The organism is Caulobacter sp. CCG-8, from assembly GCF_037402475.1.
Taxonomy (GTDB): domain Bacteria; phylum Pseudomonadota; class Alphaproteobacteria; order Caulobacterales; family Caulobacteraceae; genus Caulobacter.
Genome location: NZ_JBBEUD010000007.1, coordinates 98,844 through 118,488, shown reverse-complemented (window position 1 = coordinate 118,488; position 19,645 = coordinate 98,844). Strand labels below are relative to the sequence as shown.

Genomic DNA, 19,645 nt, shown 5'->3' with positions numbered 1-19,645 from the left:
GGCTAGGTCCGATCACGGACCAGTACCTATATTTTTGGGGGGACTACCTATGCGTCTGTTCATCACCACCGCCGTGGCCGCTCTGGCCATGGCCGGCGCCGCTTCGGCCCAGACCGCCGGCCCGGCGCCCGCGCCGAAGCCCGCCGCGCCCGCCGCCGGCCAGTACATCTCGGTCTCGGGCGGCCTGGTCGGCAAGACCGACTACGACGTCGGCTTCGCCGGCGGCTACAAGGCCAAGGCCGACGTTGACGCCGGCGCCCAAGGCGCCGTGGCCTGGGGCTCCACGATCGGCAACGGCTGGCGCGCCGAGATCGCCCTGGGCTACCGCAGCCAGGACAGTGAAACCGTCGTCACCTGGAACGGCACGAAGATCGGCGCCACCGACGGCAAGGTCGAGGCCCTGAGCATCGACATCAACGGCTACTACGACTTCCCGGTCTCGGGTCCGGCCAAGCCCTATCTGGGCGCGGGCATCGGCGTGGCCCAGGTCAAGTTCAGCGACGACCTGATCGACGACAAGGGCGACGCCCTGACCCTGCAAGGCATCGCCGGCGTCAGCTTCGCCGTCTCGCCGACGATCTCGCTGTTCGCCGAGGGCCGCTACCAGTACACCGGCTCGATCAAGATCAAGACCACCAGCCCGTCGGGCGAGCAGAACTCGCACCTGAGCATGACCGGCCCGGCCGCCTTGGTCGGCGCGCGCTTCGCGTTCTAGTACGCTCACCCTCTCCCTGAGGGAGAGGGAGGGACCCGCCGCGCAGCGGTGGGAGGGTGAGGGGTTACACCCTCACCGATTTCCCACGGGTCCAAAAAAACGCGCCATCCTCGCCTTGCGGGGATGGCGTTCTTTTTGAGGCGAAGGTGAAGGCTCCGCCGGCGCGCCGGCCAACGCCTTACCCCCTCACCCTCCCAAGCTTCGCTTGGCCCCCTCCCTCTCCCCATGGGAGAGGGCGATCATCACGCGCCCCGTTCGGCCGCCATCCTCGCCACCTCGGCCTTCAGGATGTCCAGCGCCTCGGTGTTGCAGCGCAGGATCTCGACCATTTCCTGCTGGCGCAGATCATCCAGCTTGTCGTGCAGGCGCATGATCTCCAGCTCGGCCCGCAGATTGACCACATAGTCGTGCTCGGCGTTCAGCCGGTCCTTCGTGGCCTGGCGGTTCTGGCTCATCATGATCACCGGCGCCTGGATCGCGGCCAGGGTCGACAGGATCAGGTTGAGGAAGATGAACGGATAGGGGTCGAACGCCAGGTGCAGGGGCTTGAGGCCCAGGTTCAGCCCGATCCACAGCGCCAGGCACAGCGAAAAGCCGCCGATGAACGCCCACGAGCCGCCGATCGCCGCCACCGTGTCGGCCAGGCGGTCCCAGTAGCCGCGGTCATCGACGACCAGCGCCTTGTTCAGCCCCGTCGGCGCCTCGGCCGCGATCAGGTCGATGACGCTGCGCTTGACGTCCGTCAGCTCGGCATAGGGCGTGGCCAGCAGCTCGCGGGACAACTGGTCGAGGCGTTGATCGGGGGTCATGGGCGTCCCTGATGTGAAGGTTTCTAGAAGATGCGTCTTGAACGATCGCGCGCAAGCTCCCGCGATTGACGTCCGTGTCCGCGCGGCGCGAGGGTGCCCTGGTCGGCTTGACGACACAGTCCAGAGCACAAGGAGAAATCCCCATGGCCCACAAGTTCCAGATCAAGAAGAACAAGGCGGGCGAGTTCGTCGCCTACTTCGTCCACAACAGCGAGACAATCTTCTGGACCGAAGGCTACAGCTCGAAAGCGGCGGCCAAGAACGCCATCGAGTCGATCAAGAAGAACGGCCCCGACGCCGAGGTGGACGATCAGACGGACTGATATCGACGACGGGGACATGCGCCAGCGCGTGTCCCCACTCGAACCCTTGACCGCCCTGCCCTCCCGGGCGTCTGATCAGCGATAACAAACCAGAACGGGAGGGGCGCGTGAGCGCAGCAGCGAAAGGCCGCAAGGCCGTCTTCATCACCGGAGCCGCCAGCGGCATCGGCCTGGCCAGCGCCAAGCGCTTCGCCGCCGAGGGCTGGTTCGTGGGTCTGTCCGACATCGACGTGACGGGGCTGAAGGCCGCCCTGGTCGCCATCGGGCCGGAGAACGGCGCGACCTTCCGGCTGGACGTGCGCGACCGCTCGGCCTGGTCCTCGGTGCTGGCCGACTTCGCCAAGCTGACCGACGGGCGGCTGGACGTGCTGCTCAACAACGCCGGGGTCGCCAAGTTCGGGCCGTTCGACAGCCACGCGGACGCCGACATCGACCTGCAGCTGGACATCAACATCAAGGGGGTGATCACCGGCGCCCGGTCGGCCCTGCCCTGGCTGAAGGCCACGCCGGGTTCGCGCCTGATCAACATCTCGTCCTGCGCGGGCCTGTACGGCTCGCCCGGCCTGGCGGTCTATTCGGCCACCAAGTTCGCGGTGCGCGGGCTGTCGGAAGCCCTGGACGTGGAATGGAAGCCCCACGGCGTCGGGGTGGCCTGCGTGATGCCGTGGTTCGTCGACACGCCGATCCTCAACGCCGGCGCGCCGGGCAGCAACGCCAACATGTCGGACGTGCTCAAGAGCGGCGGCCTGCCGGTCTATCCCGTGGAGGACGCCGCCGAGGTGATCTGGCGTGCCGTCCACGGGAAGGAACTGCATTACTTCGTGGGCAAGCGGGCCAAGCAGATGCGCTTCGCCAGCAACCACATGCCCGGAGCGCTTAGGAAGCAGCTCCGGTCCCGGCCGATCCTCCAGCAGACTTGATCGTCTCGCCGGAGGTCTTGGTCGGGTGCATGGCCGGGGCCGAGGCGGGCTCGGGGACCGGGCCCAGCGGGCCGCCCATGCCGCCGGCGGCGGCCGGCTTGTCGGGCGAGGAGATCACCACGGCGCTGGCCAGCTGGATCGGCGCGGCCTTGCCGTCGGCGACCGAGTTGGTCGGCAGGCTGGCCAGGGTCACGGTCGGCAGCTCGTCGGCCGTCGACGGCCGCGGCGTGCGGCTGAAGGCGTCCGGCGCGCCCGAGCGGCCGCCGAAGCGGTAGAACACGTGCATGCCCACCTGGGCGACGCGCAGCAGGCGCGGGCCCCAGCCCGGCGCCACGCCGGTGGTGTGGAAGTGGGTGGCGGCGCCGACCTCGCTCATCACCGCGCCCGACAGCGCGCGGGTGGCGACCTTCTGGGCGCGGGCCCAGGCGCCGCGATCGCGCGGGGCGCGCATCGAGCCGTCGCAGGCGAAGCTGAACTGGCAGCCGGTGTGGGTGTAGGCGCCCTGGAACACGACGCCGCAGATCGATTTCGGGAACGAAGGGTGGCGTACGCGGTTAAGTACGACTTGAGCCACGGCCGCCTGGCCGTTCGGGGTCTCGCCGCGGGCCTCGTAATAGACCGCCTCGGAAAGGCATTCGAGTTCACGCGAGCTTTCCAGGGCGTTGGTCAGACGGAACGGGGCCACGGCCGGATTGAACGGGCCGCCGAAGCTGGCGCGCAGCATCAACGGCTGGCGATCCTGGTCCGATTGCTGGCGCTGTTCGAGACGCTCGACCAGCAGGGCCGATTGCCGGTCGCGCTGGGCGCCGCCGGCGACGGTGTAGGGATCATGGCGGCGGGCGATCGCGAGAGCGCCGGCGTCCATGCGAGACGCGGCCTGGTACAGCGCCGCGTCGGAGAAGTTCCCCTCGGCGCCGTCGGCCAGGCGAGATACGCGAGCGTGCTGACTGGCGGTCTGGGCCATGCCCCCCGCAAGGTAAACGCCGCCGAGCGCCACACCGGTGGCGGCTCCAACCAATACGGCGCCGATCAGCGCGCGCGCGTCTGCGCACGTCTGCGACTTGATAAACAAAACTCGTGTCCTGCGCGGCGAGGGCGGTCCGCCCCCCGACAAAAACGCCCTCGGAAAACCCGGAAAAATACTGTCGGGCGGTCCTGAAAGCGGAGGCTCGGCCGGTTCACGATGGTGGCCGAAGTCCTACTTATGGACCGCCTTATGACGCATCCGTGACCGACTCGCAAGCGCACGCGGCGCCACGGCTTGAATTTTGGGCGACCGCGCGTCAGACACAATGGTTAATGCTTTGATTACAAGGAAAAAACGCGACAGTCCCGAGAATCGGCGCGGAGGCGAATATTCGCGTGTCGCGACAGACTTCCACCCCCTCGCTCTCAAAGGAACCCCAGTGGCGCGACGCCGTTACTCTAGCGGGAAGGTGTAATTGTCTCGGAGGACATAATGTCTGCTCTACGCTGGGTTCCGCTGTGGGTTGCGGCGGGGTTAACCCTGACGGCCTGCGGCCACAACATGGAGCAGAGGGCGGCCACCGGGGCGATCGCCGGCGCGGTCGTCGCCGGGCCCGTGGGCGCCGCCGTGGGGGCCGGCGCCGGGGCCGTGGTCGACAAGGTCTCGAAGTAGGGAAATCCCCTAGACGACCACCTAGGCGACGGCCGAGACCGAGGGCCGATCACCCCTGAACAGGCGCCACAGCTCGACCGCGACCTTAACCGTAAGCACCACCATCATCACCGTGGCGGTGAGGTGCAGGCTGAGGTCCAGCGCGGTCTGCAGGCCCGCGATCGCGTCGGTGCGCGGCTCGACGCCGTCCAGGGGCGCGACCACGACGATGCGCCCGGCCCGCCACAGCACCACCGCCAGCGCCAGGCCGGCCAGGCCGCACACGACCTCCAGCGCCGCCCGGACCCGCACCCAGCCGGGACGCAGCAGGCCGATCAGGCTGGAGACCAGCTGCACGCCCGCCCAGGCCAACAGGGGCCAGTACAGCGTCGCCCAGATCGAGGCCGGCTGCAGGACCATGTCGCTGTCCGTCACGCGGTTGGACCACGGCGCGGGGACGACGCCCGTCCACCACAGCACGAACAGCGTGGTGAGGATCACCTCCAGCAGGGCCTCGAAGCGCCGGCGGTTCGGCCCCTTGCGCCCAAAGCCCTTCCCGGTCGCCCCCAGGGCGTCCAGGCGCGGCAGGTCGGCGACCTTCCAGTTCGTCAGGCCGTCCAGCGGGATCCAGCCGCGCTCGATCGCGAAGCCCAGCACCGTGGCGACGCCGATCATCGTGAAGGCGGCCGAGATGAAGCTGGACAGGAACTGGGCGAAGACGCCGGGCGCCTGGCCGGGCGCGGTGATCACCGTGATCACCGCGGGGATCGCCGAAACGACCGCCGCCACGACCAGCAGCGCCTTCACCCCGAACATGTAGAACGGATAGATCTCGGGCCCGATCAGGGCGCGGGTGGTCCCGAACCGCCCCGCCACGGCGATCGGATGGCCGAACGCCTTGAGCACGGCTTCGCGCTCGGCGGCGGTCAGCGGCCGCCCCTGCTCGGCCTCCTTCTCCTCCATCCGGTTGAGCAGGGTGTCGCGCAGCTCGGCGACGATGTCCTCACGCTGGTCCTTGGGCAGCAGGGCCGCGACGGCGGCCAGATAGCGATCGAGCAGGTCCATGTCCTGGCCTCCTTCGTCAGATCAGGTTTTGCAGGGTGTCGTTCATCGCCCGCCACTCGGCGGACAGGCGGGCCAGCACGGCCTCGCCCTCGGACGACAGGCGGTAGAAGCGCTTCTTGCGCTTGTCTTCCTCGCGCCACTCGCTGGTCAGCAGGCCCTGGCTCTCGAGCCGGCGCAGCATCGGATAGAGGGCGCCTTCGTCGATCTCCAGACCCACCTCGGCCAGGGCCTGGCGCAGGCTGTAGCCGTAGCGCTCGACCTTCAGCTGCGCCAGCACGGCCAGGATCAGCGTCCCGCGCCGCAACTCCTGGCGCAGGGTTTCGAAGATGTCGGCGTCTTGCGGCATGGTGTACGTCACATGGTGTGCGTCACTTAGTGTGTGACGTACACTGTGTGTCACACAGGTATGCGGCGTGTCAAGCCGGCGAAACGGCGTTCGCTCGACGCCCGGGCGGAACTCCTACGGTTTGGCCTGCCGCTCCAGCACGGCCGCGCGCGCCTCGGTCTGCTTCAGCAGGCACCGGGTGACCTCGAGATTGCCCTGCAGCCCGACGCGGACGTCGGGACCGACATCGAGGACGGCGTTGCACTGGGCGTCGCGCGTCTTGATCCACGCCCGCTGGGCGTTGCGCAGCGCCGTCCGCCCGGGCTCCGGCTGGGCCAGGGCGGCCTGGTAAGCCCGGTTGAGGCGGGCGTCCTGCGCGTCGAGCAGCTCGCTGATGCACTCCAGGACCTCATAGGTGTCCCCGTCGCAGCGGGCGGCCTCCTGGACGGCCGTGACCGGCGCGGGCTTGTGCGCCGGGTAGCGGTCCAGTTCGTCCGCCCGTTCCCCGGTTCGGTAGTAGTAGCAGGCGTTCATCCGGACGTAGGTGCGGTTGTCGTAGTTGGCGGCGTCGGAAGGTTCGAGATAGTCGACGCAGTCGAGGTCCCGCCAGTCGATCCAGGCGCGCTGGGCCTTGCGCAAGGCCTGCTTCCGCACCGGCGTGTCCAGCCGGCCGAGGGCGGCCTTGTAGACGGCGTTCAGGCGGTCGTCCTCCTTGTCCGCCAGGTTGCTGAGGCATTCCCGCGCCCCGCTGACGTCGTCCCCGTCGATCCGATCGACGCACTTGGCCGCTTTGCGCACCCGGGCCTCGCCGTCGCCCTCCGCGCCGACGGGCGTGAACACCTCGGTGCGGGGACGGCGATCGTGGTCCAGTTCGTCGGCCCGCTGCCGCGTCCGCGCATAGGCGCAGGTCGCCGCCCGCACGGGGCCCTGCGTCTCCATGCCGGCCTGGCCGATATAAGAGGCGCAGTCGGCGTCGCGGAAGGCGACCCAGGCCGTCTGCATCTGCTCCAGGTCCAGGCGCTGCATGTCGTTCATGCTGGTCATGGTCGCGTCGTACGCCCTGACGAGACGCGCCTCTTCCTGGGCGGCCAAGGCGCGGATACAGGCGGCGATCCGGCTGGCGTCGCCACCGCCGTCGGCCGTACAGCGCTCCACCGGCGTGACTGCGCCCACGGGCTTGGCGGCCAGGATCGTGGTGGGCGCGGTGGCCAGCAACAGCACGGCGGCGAGGGCGACAGACCGGATCATCACAAGCTCCACCAGGGGTGGCGCAAAGCTAGACCGTATTTCGCGGAAGGCCAGAGAACGCGTTACCCAAAACGAGCCGCGTCGCCGCCTAGGCCGACGGCGTCAGCCGCCGCAGCCTCGGAACGGCGGGCGCGTCCAGGTCGCCCTCGGCCACCGGGACCGTGATCTCGACGGTGAAGCGGCTGCCCTCTCCCAAAGCGCTCTCGACCCGGATGTCGCCCGCCATCAGGGTCACGATCTGCCGGCTGATGCTGAGGCCCAGGCCCGTGCCGTCCTTGCGGTCGACCGCCTCGCCCGCCTGTTCGAACGGGCGGAAGATGCTCTCCAACTGGTCATGCGGGATGCCGACACCGGTGTCTTCGACGACGAAAGCCAGGCGCGCGGTTTCGGCGTCGCCGCCCAGGGCCAGGACTCGCAGGTCGATCCGGCCGCCGGGCGTGAACTTGACCGCGTTGCCGACCAGGTTGATCAGCACCTGGCGCACCCGCTTCTCGTCGGCGTCGACCAGTCGGGGGACGCCGGGCGCGATCTCGACGGCGAAGTCCAGGCCCTTCTCCTCGGCCGGCAGGCGGAACATCTCGCCCACCCCTTCCACGCAGGCGTGCAGGTCGAAGGGCGCGGCCAGCAGGTCGAACGTCCCGGCCTCGATCTTGGCCACGTCCAGGATGTCGCTGATCACCGCCAGCAGGTGCTCGCCGCTGGCCTGGACGGTCTTGACCGCCGCGCGCTGCTTGGCGTTCAGCTCGGTGCGGCCCAGCCAGTAGGTGTAGCCGATGATGGCGTTGAGCGGCGTGCGCAGCTCGTGGCTCATATTGCCCAGGAAGCGCGACTTGGCGTTGCTGGCCGCCTCGGCTTCGGCGTGGGCGTCGGCCAGCAGTTGGGTCCGCCGCAGATGCTGCCGCTGCCGCGCCTCGTAGTCGTGGCGCACGTGCAGGAAGCGGTAGACCAGGAACCCGGCCGAGCCCACCAGCCAGACGCCCAGGATGATCAGGTAGAACTGCTCGGTCGACAGGTAGGCGCCCTGGAAGGTGATGTCCTCGACCGTCACCGCCAGCTTGTCGCCCGCCCTGGCGCCGCTGGTGGCGATGGCCACGGACTGGACCAGCTTGAAGTCCGGCGCGGCCTGGGCCGCGGTCAGGCCGTGACTGGCCAGCCACCAGTCCTCGGCCGCCAGCCGGCTGAGCGGCACGCGGACCACGTTATGGCCCTGGACCACCGGGATGTCGGTCGCCAGGTGCATCGGCTCGCCCTTGAGCTTGTCGCGCACGGCGCGGCCCGGCTCGGGCTTGACGATCAGCCTCAGGCGGTCGGCGGGGCCCTGGTAGGAAAAGCGCAGGGTGGCCGTCTGCAGGTGCGAGAAGTCGAGCCCGCCGCCCACGCGCGCCAGGTCCAGGCCGTAGCCGCAATAGGGATAGGCCGTCCCCTGGCGGATCTCGCACGACCACGACAGCGGCCGGGCCGGATCGACCGAGACGGTGGACCCGCCGCCGCTCTCGGCGTCGGAATAGCCGTAGCCGGCGAACCGGCCCGATTGCGGCGACAGGACCAGCGTCTGGTTGGTGATGGCGCTTTTGCCCAGCACCGCGGCGAACGACACGGCCACCAGCAGGAAAACCGCCGCCTCCAGCCGCAGATTGGCGTAGCCCAGCCACGGCTTGCGGGCTTGGCCGGCCGCCGGCGCGAGATCCGTTGGTTCCTGCACGACGCTCCCCCGGGCTTCCCGCCCCGAACAGGGAAGCACTCAAACTCCACCGTAGGATTAATCCCAGCAAAGTTTCCTCAAGGTTTATCGCCGGACGGATGCGACGTTTTGGCGTCGCCCCCTAGGTCTTCCGCATGGGCGCGAAATAGGCCTTCCGCTCGGCCTCGGCCTGGGAGGCCGAGGCGTGGATCCGCAGCAGGTCCTTGCGGGCCAGCAGGCCCACCAGCCGGCCGCTGGCCGGGTCGGTGACGGGGATGCGGCCCTGGCCGGTGGCCAGCATCACGTCCACCGCCCGGGCGACCACGTCGTCGGGATGGGCGACGGGCAGGGCCGCGTCCGAGATCCGCTCGGCCACGGTCTGGGCTTCCAGGCCGCCCTCCACCCGCCAGGCCAGGGCGTCGGCCCGCGAGGCCAGGCCCACCAGCCGGCCCGAGGCGTCCACCACCGGATAGACCTGGTGGCGGCCGGCCTGCAGCACCTCGACGGCGGCCGGGATCGGCAGGTCGGCGGGCAGGGTGTCGACCGCCTGGACCATCACGTCGGCCACCCGGACCAGTTCGTAGGGATCGACGCCGTACTCGCGGGTGATGTGGCGACCGCGGCGGGCGATCTTCTCGGTCAGGATCGAGCGCTTGAGCAGCAGCACCGTGGTGGCGTAGGCGGCGGCCGAGGCCGCCAGCAGCGGGGCCAGCATCCGCCAGTCGCCGGTCAGCTCGACCGCGAAGATCACCGCCGTCAGGGGCGAGCGCATGGTCCCGCCCAACATGGCCGCCATGCCCAGCAGGGCCCAGAAGCCGGGGTCGCCCGGCAGCACCTGGCCGACCAGCCAGCCCATCGCCCCGCCCAGGATCAGCAGCGGCGCCAGCACCCCGCCCGAGGTCCCCGACGACAGGGCGACCAGCCAGATCGCCGCCTTGACCGCCAGCAGCACCAGCACCGCCTGGACCACCAGGTGTCCGGTCAGCAGGTCGCGGATGACGTCGTAACCCACGCCCAGGGCGCGGGGCTCGATCAGCCCGCCCAGGCCCACGCCCAGCCCGCCCAGGGCCGGCCACCACATCCAGTGGATCGGCAGGCGCTCGAAGGCGTCCTCCAGGCCGTAGAGCAGCTTGGTCAGCAGGCCCGACTGCAGGCCGGCCAGCACGCCCAGGCCGGCGCACAGGCCAAGACCCCACCAGGGCAGCAGCGGATCGGCGTCGAACGGAAACAGCGGCCCCGTCCCGAACAGCAGCGGCCGCCAGGCGGTGGCCGCCACCGCCGCGACGGCGACGGGGATGAAGCTGCGCGGCCGCCATTCGAACAGCAGGAGCTCGACCGCCAGCAGCACGGCGGCCACCGGCGTGCCGAAGATCGCGGTCATGCCCGCCGCCGCCCCGGCCACCAGCAGGGTTTTCCGCTCGGCCGCGCTGAGGTGGAAGAACTGGGCGAACAGCGAGCCGATCGCCCCGCCGGTCATGATGATCGGCCCCTCGGCCCCGAACGGCCCGCCCGTGCCGATCGAGATCGCCGACGAGATCGGCTTGAGCACCGCCACCTTGGGCGACATCCGGCTGCCGCCGATCAGGATCGCCTCGATGGCCTCCGGGATGCCGTGGCCGCGGATCTTCTCCGAGCCGAACCGCGCCATCAACCCGATGACCAGCCCGCCCAGCACCGGGGCGGCCACCATCCAGGCCGAAGGCGTCAGCGTGTCCAGCGAGCGGGAGACGACGTCCAGGCGTCCGAACCAGACCAGGTTGGTGGTCAGGGTGATCAGGCGGATCAGCACCCAGGCCGCGCCCGCCCCGCCGCTTCCCACCACCAGGGCCATGGCCGCCAGCATCAGCAGGCGGCGATCGGCGGTGAAATCGCCCAGGGCCCGGCGCGGGGCGGGCGAAGCGCCGGGAGGGGCGCCGGGAGCGGCGTCGGATTTGGCGTTGGCGGCTTTCATGCTTTCCTCTAGGTCGGCCCCTTGTAGAAGGGCCAGTATGTCGTATTACGATATTTTCCAAGGGGAGAACGAACGGTTGGGCGAGAAGATCGGCGAGAAAAGCGGCGACGGGGCCAGCCTGACGCGGGCCCAGTACGTGGCGCTGGCGACCTTCCGCTACGAGCTGCGCCGCTTCATGGCGTTCAGCGAGACCGCGGCCCACGGCGCGGGCCTGCCGGCCCAGCAGCACCAGGCCCTGCTGGCGATCGCCGGCTTCGACGGCGAGGGCGCCCCCACCGTGGGGACCCTGTCGGAGCGGCTGATGATCGCGCCGCACACGGCCACCGAACTGACCTCGCGGATGGTCGAGGCCGACCTGATCAGCAAGGTCCCGTCGGCCGAGGACCGCCGCAAGGTCCGGCTGGCCCTGACGCCCAAGGCCGAGTCCCTGCTGGCCGACCTGAGCGCCGCCCACCTGCGGGAGCTGAAGTCCCTGGAGCCCGCCCTGAACGCCGCGCTTTCCCGCCTGACGCGCGACCGCGCCTGACATCGAAAAGACCATGCGACAGACCCTCGTCCAGGCCCTGCGCGGCCGCGCTCCCCTTCGCGCCCAGGACCTCCTGCGGTCCGGCCTGGGGGCGCTGCTGGGCATCCCCGTCACCGGCCTGCTGGCCCACCTGATCGCCAGCGGCAAGGCCTCGGCCCTGCCCCTGCTGATCCCGCCGATCGGCGCCTCGGCCGTGCTGGCCTTCGCCGTGCCGGCCAGCCCCCTGGCCCAGCCCCGGTCGATCATCGGCGGCAACATGGTTTCGGCGCTGGCCGGGGTGACCTGCGCCCTGGCCTTCCACGGCCATCCCGCCCTGGCGGCCGCCATGGCCGTGGCCTGCGCCATCGTCGCCATGGGCCTGCTGGGCTGCCTGCACCCGCCCGGCGGCGCCGTGGCCCTGGGCGCGGCCCTGGCCGCCGGTCCGGTCGGCGCGGCCTCCTACGCCTATGTCTTCGTGCCGGTCGGCCTGTGCTCGACCCTGCTGGTGCTGAGCGCCATGGCCTACGCCAGGGCCGTCGGACGCTCGTACCCGCACCGCGTGCCGCCGCCCGCCAACGTCCACGCCACCCAGGACGCCCCGCCGCTGCGCCGCGTCGGCTTCACGCCCCAGGACATCGACAACGCCCTGGCCCACTACGGCGACCTGCTGGACGTCGACCGCGAGGACTTGGACGCCCTGTTCCGCGAGGTCGAGCTCCAGGCCCACCGGCGCATCCACGCCCACATCCTGTGCAGCGACATCATGTCCCGCGACGTGCTGAGCGTGGACCTGCACCAGAGCGCGCAGAGCGCCCTGGCCTACATGCGGGCCCACGACCTGCGTTCGGCCCCGGTGGTCGACGCCGAGCGCAAGGTGGTGGGCATGGTGCGCCGCGCCGAGCTGCAGACCGGCCGCGACGGCCCGGTCGAGGCCGTGGTCGATCCGTTCGTGCACAAGGTCCGCCCCGGCACGGCCATCGAGGCCCTGCTGCCGATCCTGTCCAGCGGCGTGGCGCACGAGGCCATGGTGGTGGACGAGCACCGCGTGCTGCTGGGCATCATCACCCAGACCGACCTGCTGGGCGTGCTCTACCGCGCCCACATCGTCGAGGCCGTGGCCCTGCAGCGGGCCGAGGACGCGGGGTCGTTCGACCCGGCGATCTGAGGCACTCCTTCTGTTGTCATCCCGGAAAGCGCGCTGCGCTTGTCCGGGACCCAGGTGACTGGGCGAATGCGGTGCGGCGCCCCTGGGTCCCGGACAGCCCTGCGGGGCTTCCGGGACAACCTTTTTGGGACCTTTGAAGAAGCTAGCCCTTCGGCGGAATCCACCCGAAAAAGTCGCCCACCCCGGTCAGCAGGAACTGCATGCCGATGCAGATCAGCAGGAAGCCGAAGATGCGGGTCATGGCGTCCATGCCGCCCTTGCCCAGGAATCGGACCATCAGCTCGGCGGCCCGCAGGATCACGAAGGCGATGACCAGGGTCACGGCCATGCCCAGGATCACCCCGCCGTAGACGATCACCCACTTGTCCGGATAGTTGCCGCGGATCGCGGCCGCGGCGCTGAGCACCACCGAGATCGAGCCCGGCCCGGCCAGGCTGGGCATGGCCAGGGGCGTGAAGGCCACGTCCAGTTCCTGGGCCTGGCTCTCGCTGGCCACGGCCTCGGCGGTCGACGGCTTGGGGAACAGCATCCCAAACCCGACGCTGAGGATGATCAGCCCGCCGGCCGAGCGGATGCCCGGGATCGAGATGCCGAAGAACTCGACGATGGCCGAGCCCAGCAGCAGGAAGGTCGCCAGGATGGCGAAGGCGTAGATACAGGCGCGGATGGCCTGCTGCTTGCGCTTCTTGGCGTCGAACCCCGCGGTCAGCGACACGTAGAGCGGCGCCGTGCTGAACGGGTTCATGATCGGGAACAGCGCGCCGATCGTCAGGATCAGGGCTTCGGTGAAGATCGGAATGGGCGTGCTCCCGCGGATCGGCGGCGCGACGGATTTCGCGCGTCGCCGCGAGTCTGACCGTGGGCGGACCGTCCAGGCCATCCAGCGCAGACCTGATAAGCGCCGCCCAAACTCCGCATTCGCGGCCTCGCCGCCCTTGCCCGCAGCGGCCGCGCCGGGCAGAACGGTCGCGTGGCGTATCGGGGGCGAACCATGCGGACTGTTCTTCACGCGGCGGCGTTCGCCGCGATCCTGGCGCTGGCCGGTCCGGCCCTCGCCCGCGACACGCAACCCCGGTTGCCCGCCTCGGCGGCCTCGCCCGTGGACGAGGACCTGCGCCTCGCCTTCCAGGACGCCAACGATCACATCGAGCGCGGGGAATACCTCCAGGCCTATGGGGCGTTGGAAGCCCTGACCGGCAAGCCGGCCTTCCAATCCGCCACGAGCGCGCTGCGCCATGCGACCTGGTTCCTGATGGCCGGAACCGCGGGGGAAGCCCGCGACTGGCCCAAGGCCCGGGCGGCGATCGAGAAGGCCGTCGCCTTTCCGGAAGCCGACGCCACGGACTGGCAGGTCCGCATCCAGATCGCCCGCTCCAGCGGCGACACGGCCGACGGCCTCAGGAGCATCGCGGTCATGGCCCGGCGCTTCCCGAAGGGCCTGACCGCCCTTTCGGACGAGGACATCGGACGCTGGTTCGATCGCGCCAAGCTCGAGACCGACCAGGACCTGGCCTTCGACTTCGTCGACGCCCTGCTGACCCACTGGACGCCCAACGACCCGTTCGTCGACCCGTTCGTCGAGCTGAACGGCATGCGGCAGGTCCAGGTCGAGGGCCTGCTGCGCCAGGGCCGGACGGCCCAGGCGATCGCGGCCACGCGGAAGATCGACAACCCCGACGTCCTGATCGCCATGCGCGCCGACAAGCGTTTCGACGCGCTTTCGGCGGCCGATCCGGCCCTGCTGGACCCCAAGCCCGCCGCCTTGCGGCAACTGGCCAGGATCGACGCCCTCTACCCCGCCCACACCGACCTGCTGTCCGGCGTCGACGCGCGGACCAGCGCCCTGCTGGACCTGAATCGCGGCGAGGAGGCCCTGGCCTTCGTCGAAACGGCCATCACCCGCGCCCAGAAGGATCCCCGCGCCTTCAAGGACATCGACACCCGGCTGGGCTGGACGATCAACCTCAAGAACCTCGCCCTGGGGTCGCTGGGCCGCGACGAGGAGGCGCTCGAGGCCCTCGAGACCGCGGCCCGGGTGCCGGAGAAGGGCAAGGCGAACATCAACCAGACCCTCAATCTCGCCGGCCAGCAGATGCGGATGGGCCGCTTCAAGGCCGCGCTGGCGACGGTGGCCTCGGTGCGCGACGACCGCCTCAGCCCCTACGGCAGGGCCGTGGACCTGCGGATCACCGCCTGCTCCGCCACCCAGCTCGGCGATCTCGCCACCGCCGACGAGGCGCTGCGGCAATTGCGCGGCGTGAAGCTGGAGGCCAAGCGGCAACTGGAGGACGCCTTGCTGTGCCGGGGCGACCTGGACGGCGCGGCGGCCATGCTGATCGAGCGGCTGCAAAGTCCCGTCCAGCGCAACTTGGCGCTGGCCGGCCTGCAGGTCGCGCCGCTGCGCCCCTCGCCGCTTCCGCTGGACGTGACGCTTCGGCAGCGCATCGCCGAGCTTTGCGCCCGGCCCGACGTCCGCGCCGCCATCGACGCGGTCGGCCGCGTGATCAGCTACAGCCCCGAGGACCTGTGGCCGCCGAAGCCGTCGCCCGCAAGCAAGGCGCGCTGAGCCGTCCAGCCGACCGTTTGACATTTCGCGGCCGGGCTGGCGCCTTGCGCCCATGACGGAGCTCTTCCGCCTTTCCGGCGCCGTGCGGCGCGACCCCGAGGTCGAGGCCTGGTTCGCCGCGCCCGACCACGACCTGCGCCGCCTGGCCCAGCCGTGGTTCGAGCGTCTGCGCGCGGCCGGGCCGGACGTCGGCGAGCTGCTGCACGACGGCCATCCCACCGCGTGCGTCGGCGGCGCGGCCTTCGCCTATGTCGACGCCTTCAGCGCCCACGTGAACCTCGGCTTCTTCCACGGCGCCGACCTCCCCGACCCGGCCGACCTGCTGGAAGGCGCGGGCAAGCGCATGCGGCACGCGAAGGTCCGCTGGGGGAAGCCGGTCGACGAGCCGGCGCTGGAGGCGCTGATCGCGGCCGCGTACCGGGACATCAGGGCGCGGCTGGAGGGGGAGTAAATAGTTGTCATCCCGGAAGCCTCGCAGAGGCTGTCCGGGACCCAGGGGACCGGGCGAGGGCGGTGCGGTTGTCCTGGGTCCCGGCTCTACGCTTCGCTTCGGCCGGGATGACACCTGATTTTCAATCCGGCATGGCGTCGTACTGCGGCAGATCCAGGGGCTTGACCCAGTGCAGCCGGCGCATGTCGAACATCTCCAGCTTCGGCGCGATCAGGTCGGGCCGGTCCAGGCTGCCCAGCTGGACGAAGACCGTTCCCGGGAACGTCTCGAGATTGTCGGTGAACACCCGCGAGCCGCACTCCGGGCAGAAGTTGCGATCCAGGCCCTTGCCGGAATTGGCGATGTAGTGGAACGCCTTGGGCTGGCCGCTGAGCAGCTCGAAGTCGTCGGCCGGCACGCCGAAGAAGGTCGCCATCTCGCCGCCCGACGCCCGCTTGCAGTCGTTGCAATGGCAGTTGGCGATGAAGCTGGGGTCGGTGTCGAACTGGAACTTCACGGCGCCGCAGGCGCACTGGGCCGTATACTTCTTGGGCATGTCGTCTCCGTTCGGTCTGACGAGGAAGGCGAGAAGTCACGCAAGGGTACGGTGCTTCCATCGCTCCGGTCGTCAGGCAAGCGGGATCAGCGGTCGAACTTGGTCGACAGGATGATCGACGACGTCGTGCGCTCCACGCCCGCCACGTGCCCGATCCTGTCCAGCACGGTGTCCATCTCGGCGACGGTGGCCGTGGCGGCGAAGGCGATCATGTCGTAGTCGCCGCTGACCGAGTGCAGCAGCCTCACCTGCGGGATGGCGCGCAGGGCGGCCTCGACGGCGCGGGCCTCCTTGGGGCCGATCTTGATCATCACGTGCACCCGCACCGCCCCGTGCTCGAGGTCGGGGGCCAGGCGCGCGCCGTAGCCCAGGATCACCCCGTCGCGCTCCAGCCGCTCGATCCGGCTCTGCACCGTGGTGCGCGAGCGGCCCACCCGGCGGGCGAGGTCGGCGGTTGACGCCCGGCCGTTGTCCTTCAGCGCGGCGATCAGTTTCTGGTCGATAGGGTCGATAGGCATTTCGTCGACGCTTTCCTACATATCGCCGAAACTTAGACGGCGAACCGACGAAACCGCCACTAGGATTCGACGAAACGGCGGGGATGATGTCCGCCCCTGGAGGTTCACCACCCGTGCTGGACAAAGCCCATCAAGAGGCCCTCACCGCCCTCGTCGGACCCGACGCCGTGATCGTCGAGGCGGCCGACCGCGCCGCCTACGAGACCCCGGCCCGCTACGCCGGCGGGACGGCGGCGGCCGTGGTGCGTCCGGCGACCACCGCCCAGGTCTCGGCCGTGGTCGGCTACTGCGTGCGCCACGCTCTGCCCTTCCTGCCCCAGGGCGCCAACACCGGCCTGGCCGGCGGCTCGACGCCCGACGCCGGCGGCGCCCAGGTCGTGCTGTCGCTGGATCGTCTGACGGGTCCGCTGGAGATCGACGCCGACGACCGCACGGCCACCGTCGGCGCCGGCGTGCGCCTGTCGGCCCTGAACGCGGCGCTGGAACCGCACGGCCTGTTCCTGCCCATCGACCTGGGCGCCGACCCGTCGCTGGGCGGCATGGCGGCCACCAACACCGGCGGGGCGCGGTTCCTGCGCTATGGCGACATGCGCCGCCACGTGCTGGGCCTGGAAGTCGTGCTGGCCGACGCGGCGGGCACGGTGCTGACCCTGTCGCACGGCCTGCGCAAGGACAACGCCGCCGTCGCCCTGCGCCAGCTGTTCGTCGGCGGTTGCGGGGCGTTCGGGGTGATCACCAAGGTCACCGTCGAGGTCCACCACCGCCCGCGCCAGAGCGCCACCGCCCTGCTGGTCCCGCGCGACGCCGACGCCGTCCTGCCGCTGCTGCTGGCCTTCGAGGCCCAGGCCGGATCGAGCCTGACCGCCTTCGAGGGCATGTCGAAGGCCGCCATGACCCGGGCCATCGACCACGTGCCGTCGCTCAGCAATCCCTTCGCCGGCGGCGTCCCCGACTACGCCGTGCTGGTCGAGCTGACCCGGACCTGGACCCCGCGCGAGGGCGAGGCGAGCCTGGACGAGGTGCTGCAGCAGATCGCGGGCGACCTGCTCGAACGCGACGACACGCCCCTGGCCGACGCCCTGTTCGGTCCGGCCGAGAAGATGTGGGCCCTACGCCATGGGCTGTCGGAAGGGCTGCGGGCCAGCGGCCCCGTCGTGGGGTTCGACCTCAGCTTCCGCCGCCGCGACCTGGCGCGGTTCCGCCGCGAGGCGGTGCTGATGCTGGAGGCCGACTTCCCCGACTTCGCCCTGTGCGACTTCGGCCACGTGGCCGATGGCGGCGTGCACTTCAACCTGGTCGGCTCCACCGATGCAGAACGTCGCGCGGCCCTGCGCGAGGCGGTGCTGGGCCTGGCCGTCGACGGCTTCGGCGCCAGCTTCAGCGGCGAGCACGGCCTGGGCCGCGCCTTCCAGGACGCCTACGACCGCTTCACGCCCCGGCTGGTGCAGGACTACAGCGCGGCCGTGGCGGCGGTGTTCGGGACGGGCTCGGCGAGCGTCAGGCTGGGGCCGGTCAACGGGGCCAATTGAACTATGACCTTTACTTCAACCGCTCATCCCGGCGAATGCCGGGACCCAGATGGAATGGCTTTGAGGCGGGCTCCTCGAACTCAGAGCTGATCCAGCCCGACACACCGCCAAAGGATCTGGGTCCCGGCATTCGCCGGGATGAGCGGATCAGAAAATAGATTTCCAGGACTGCCAGCATGACCACCCTCCCCTCCGCCGTCGCCGAAGCCCGCGCCATCCTGCAGCGCCTGGGCGTGACCGCCGCCCTCGACGGCGGGACCCTGGCCGCGCGATCGCCGGTGACCGGTGAAGTCCTCGCCAACCTCGTCGAGCACACCCCGCAAGAGGCCAAGGCCGCCATCGACGCCGCCCACCAGGCGTTCCTGGCCTGGCGCAAGGTCCCGGCCCCGCGTCGCGGCGAACTGGTCCGCCTGCTGGGCGAGGAGCTGCGCGCCGCCAAGGCCGACCTGGCCGCCCTGGTCACCCTGGAGGCCGGCAAGGTGGTCTCCGAGGGGCTGGGCGAGGTGCAGGAGATGATCGACATCTGCGACTACGCGGTGGGCCTGTCGCGCCAGCTGTTCGGCCTGACCCTGGCCACCGAGCGTCCGTCGCACCGGATGATGGAGACCTGGCACCCGCTGGGCGTGGCGGGCGTGATCAGCGCCTTCAACTTCCCCGTCGCCGTCTGGTCGTGGAACGCGGCCCTGGCCTTCGTCTGCGGCGACAGCGTGGTGTGGAAGCCGTCGGAGAAGACCCCGCTGGTCGCCCTGGCCACCCAGGCCCTGTTCGAGCGGGCGGCGGCGAAGTTCGGCCCGGACGCGCCGGCCAGCCTGTCGACTCTGCTGATCGGCGGCCGCGAGGTCGGCGAAGCCCTGGTCGACCACCCGAAGGTCCCGCTGGTCTCGGCCACCGGCTCGACGGCCATGGGCCGGACGGTGGGGCCGAAGCTGGCCGCCCGCTTCGCCCGCGCCCTGCTGGAGCTGGGCGGCAACAACGCCGCCATCGTCGCCCCGTCGGCGGACCTGGACCTGACCCTGCGCGGCGTGGCCTTCGCGGCCATGGGCACGGCGGGCCAGCGCTGCACCACCCTGCGCCGCCTGTTCGTGCACGACAGCGTCTACGACGCCTTCGTCGGCCGGCTGAAGACCGCATACCCTTCCGTGCTCGTCGGCGACCCGCGGGCGGCCGGCGTGCTGGTCGGCCCGCTGATCGACCAGGCCGCCTTTGACGCCATGCAGGGCGCGCTCGATGCCGCCCGCGCGGCCGGCGGCCGGGTGGTCGGCGGCGACCGCGTCGATGTGGCCGGTCCGGACGCCTTCTATGTTTCGCCTGCCCTGGTCGAGATCGACCACCAGGCCGACATCGTGAAGCACGAGACCTTCGCCCCGATCCTCTACGTGATGCGCTATTCGGAGCTGGCCGACGCCATCGCCGCGCAGAACGACGTGGCCCAGGGCCTGTCGTCCTCGATCTTCACCCTCAATGTCCGCGAGGCCGAGCTGTTCGTCTCGGGCGAGGGCAGCGACTGCGGTATCGCCAACGTCAATATCGGCCCCTCGGGCGCCGAGATCGGCGGGGCGTTCGGCGGCGAGAAGGAGACCGGCGGCGGCCGCGAGGCCGGCTCCGACAGCTGGAAGACCTACATGCGCCGCGCCACCAACACCGTGAACTACGGGACCACCCTGCCACTGGCGCAGGGGGTCACGTTCGAGGTGTAAGCCCTTTGCCTCCCACCACCGTTG

At 70.5% G+C, this 19,645-nt stretch carries 20 protein-coding genes; 10 read left to right on the top strand and 10 right to left on the bottom strand.

What is annotated here, in order from left to right:
• The first annotated feature begins 49 nt into the window (after positions 1-49).
• A complete protein-coding gene (locus WAE60_RS08850; protein WP_029908456.1) occupies positions 50-715 on the top strand; it encodes a porin family protein in 666 nt (221 codons plus the stop codon).
• 242 nt (positions 716-957) lie between these two features.
• Here WAE60_RS08850 and WAE60_RS08845 read toward each other — a convergent pair whose 3' ends face one another.
• Positions 958-1,524 carry a DUF1003 domain-containing protein gene (locus WAE60_RS08845; RefSeq protein ID WP_035018166.1) on the bottom strand — a complete coding sequence of 189 codons (567 nt, stop codon included), beginning with the start codon at positions 1,522-1,524 and terminating at the stop codon, positions 958-960.
• A 143-nt stretch (positions 1,525-1,667) separates the two neighbouring features.
• Between WAE60_RS08845 and WAE60_RS08840 the strand changes: the two genes are divergently transcribed.
• A complete protein-coding gene (locus tag WAE60_RS08840; RefSeq protein ID WP_337685802.1) occupies positions 1,668-1,847 on the top strand; it encodes a DUF1508 domain-containing protein in 180 nt (59 codons plus the stop codon).
• A gap of 107 nt (positions 1,848-1,954) precedes the next feature.
• Positions 1,955-2,767, top strand: coding sequence for an SDR family oxidoreductase (locus WAE60_RS08835; protein WP_337685801.1), 813 nt, complete (start codon positions 1,955-1,957; stop codon positions 2,765-2,767).
• Here the strand turns inward: WAE60_RS08835 and WAE60_RS08830 are convergent.
• Entirely contained in the window at positions 2,724-3,839 is a 1,116-nt protein-coding gene (locus WAE60_RS08830) for a cell wall hydrolase (RefSeq protein WP_337685800.1), read from the bottom strand. The genes WAE60_RS08835 and WAE60_RS08830 overlap by 44 nt on opposite strands.
• Positions 3,840-4,226: 387 nt before the next feature.
• Between WAE60_RS08830 and WAE60_RS08825 the strand changes: the two genes are divergently transcribed.
• Entirely contained in the window at positions 4,227-4,406 is a 180-nt protein-coding gene (locus tag WAE60_RS08825; protein ID WP_337685798.1) for a hypothetical protein, read from the top strand.
• A gap of 21 nt (positions 4,407-4,427) precedes the next feature.
• Here WAE60_RS08825 and WAE60_RS08820 read toward each other — a convergent pair whose 3' ends face one another.
• The 5 genes from WAE60_RS08820 to WAE60_RS08800 form a co-directional block, all read right to left on the bottom strand.
• Positions 4,428-5,450: a hypothetical protein gene (locus tag WAE60_RS08820; protein ID WP_337685797.1), complete on the bottom strand. Its 1,023-nt coding sequence runs from the start codon at positions 5,448-5,450 to the stop codon at positions 4,428-4,430.
• A gap of 16 nt (positions 5,451-5,466) precedes the next feature.
• Positions 5,467-5,796: a helix-turn-helix transcriptional regulator gene (locus WAE60_RS08815; RefSeq protein ID WP_029908469.1), complete on the bottom strand. Its 330-nt coding sequence runs from the start codon at positions 5,794-5,796 to the stop codon at positions 5,467-5,469.
• A 114-nt stretch (positions 5,797-5,910) separates the two neighbouring features.
• The gene (locus WAE60_RS08810) at positions 5,911-7,023 is read right to left on the bottom strand and encodes a lysozyme inhibitor LprI family protein (RefSeq protein ID WP_337685795.1); all 1,113 of its coding nucleotides are present in this window, start codon (positions 7,021-7,023) and stop codon (positions 5,911-5,913) included.
• Between the two features lie 88 nt (positions 7,024-7,111).
• The gene (locus WAE60_RS08805) at positions 7,112-8,725 is read right to left on the bottom strand and encodes an ATP-binding protein (protein WP_051695207.1); all 1,614 of its coding nucleotides are present in this window, start codon (positions 8,723-8,725) and stop codon (positions 7,112-7,114) included.
• A 121-nt stretch (positions 8,726-8,846) separates the two neighbouring features.
• Positions 8,847-10,655 carry a chloride channel protein gene (locus WAE60_RS08800; protein WP_337685794.1) on the bottom strand — a complete coding sequence of 603 codons (1,809 nt, stop codon included), beginning with the start codon at positions 10,653-10,655 and terminating at the stop codon, positions 8,847-8,849.
• Positions 10,656-10,731: 76 nt separating this feature from the next.
• Here WAE60_RS08800 and WAE60_RS08795 point away from each other — a divergent pair, with 76 nt between their 5' ends.
• Together WAE60_RS08795 and WAE60_RS08790 are read left to right on the top strand one after the other, a co-directional pair.
• Entirely contained in the window at positions 10,732-11,181 is a 450-nt protein-coding gene (locus tag WAE60_RS08795; RefSeq protein ID WP_197026645.1) for a MarR family winged helix-turn-helix transcriptional regulator, read from the top strand.
• Between the two features lie 13 nt (positions 11,182-11,194).
• Positions 11,195-12,325, top strand: coding sequence for an HPP family protein (locus WAE60_RS08790; protein WP_337685791.1), 1,131 nt, complete (start codon positions 11,195-11,197; stop codon positions 12,323-12,325).
• A gap of 142 nt (positions 12,326-12,467) precedes the next feature.
• Here the strand turns inward: WAE60_RS08790 and WAE60_RS08785 are convergent, their stop codons facing one another.
• On the bottom strand, positions 12,468-13,205 hold the full coding sequence (locus WAE60_RS08785) for a MarC family NAAT transporter (protein ID WP_337685789.1): 738 nt from the start codon (positions 13,203-13,205) through the stop codon (positions 12,468-12,470).
• A 111-nt stretch (positions 13,206-13,316) separates the two neighbouring features.
• On the opposite strand from WAE60_RS08785, the gene WAE60_RS08780 reads away from it, so the two are divergent.
• Entirely contained in the window at positions 13,317-14,891 is a 1,575-nt protein-coding gene (locus WAE60_RS08780; protein ID WP_337685788.1) for a hypothetical protein, read from the top strand.
• A 52-nt stretch (positions 14,892-14,943) separates the two neighbouring features.
• Positions 14,944-15,342 (top strand): DUF1801 domain-containing protein, encoded by a 399-nt coding sequence (locus WAE60_RS08775; RefSeq protein WP_337685787.1) that lies wholly within the window; start codon positions 14,944-14,946, stop codon positions 15,340-15,342.
• Positions 15,343-15,463: 121 nt separating this feature from the next.
• On the opposite strand, the gene WAE60_RS08770 is transcribed toward WAE60_RS08775, so the two are convergent.
• A complete protein-coding gene (locus tag WAE60_RS08770) occupies positions 15,464-15,877 on the bottom strand; it encodes a GFA family protein (protein ID WP_337685786.1) in 414 nt (137 codons plus the stop codon).
• 86 nt (positions 15,878-15,963) lie between these two features.
• Positions 15,964-16,395, bottom strand: a complete 432-nt coding sequence (locus tag WAE60_RS08765) for an Lrp/AsnC family transcriptional regulator (RefSeq protein ID WP_337685785.1) — start codon at positions 16,393-16,395, stop codon at positions 15,964-15,966.
• 113 nt (positions 16,396-16,508) lie between these two features.
• On the opposite strand from WAE60_RS08765, the gene WAE60_RS08760 reads away from it, so the two are divergent.
• Together WAE60_RS08760 and WAE60_RS08755 are read left to right on the top strand one after the other, a co-directional pair.
• Complete coding sequence (locus WAE60_RS08760) at positions 16,509-17,924, top strand: FAD-binding oxidoreductase (RefSeq protein WP_337685784.1); 1,416 nt, start codon at positions 16,509-16,511, stop codon at positions 17,922-17,924.
• 176 nt (positions 17,925-18,100) lie between these two features.
• Positions 18,101-19,621, top strand: a complete 1,521-nt coding sequence (locus WAE60_RS08755; RefSeq protein WP_337685783.1) for an aldehyde dehydrogenase family protein — start codon at positions 18,101-18,103, stop codon at positions 19,619-19,621.
• The last annotated feature ends 24 nt before the right edge of the window (positions 19,622-19,645 follow it).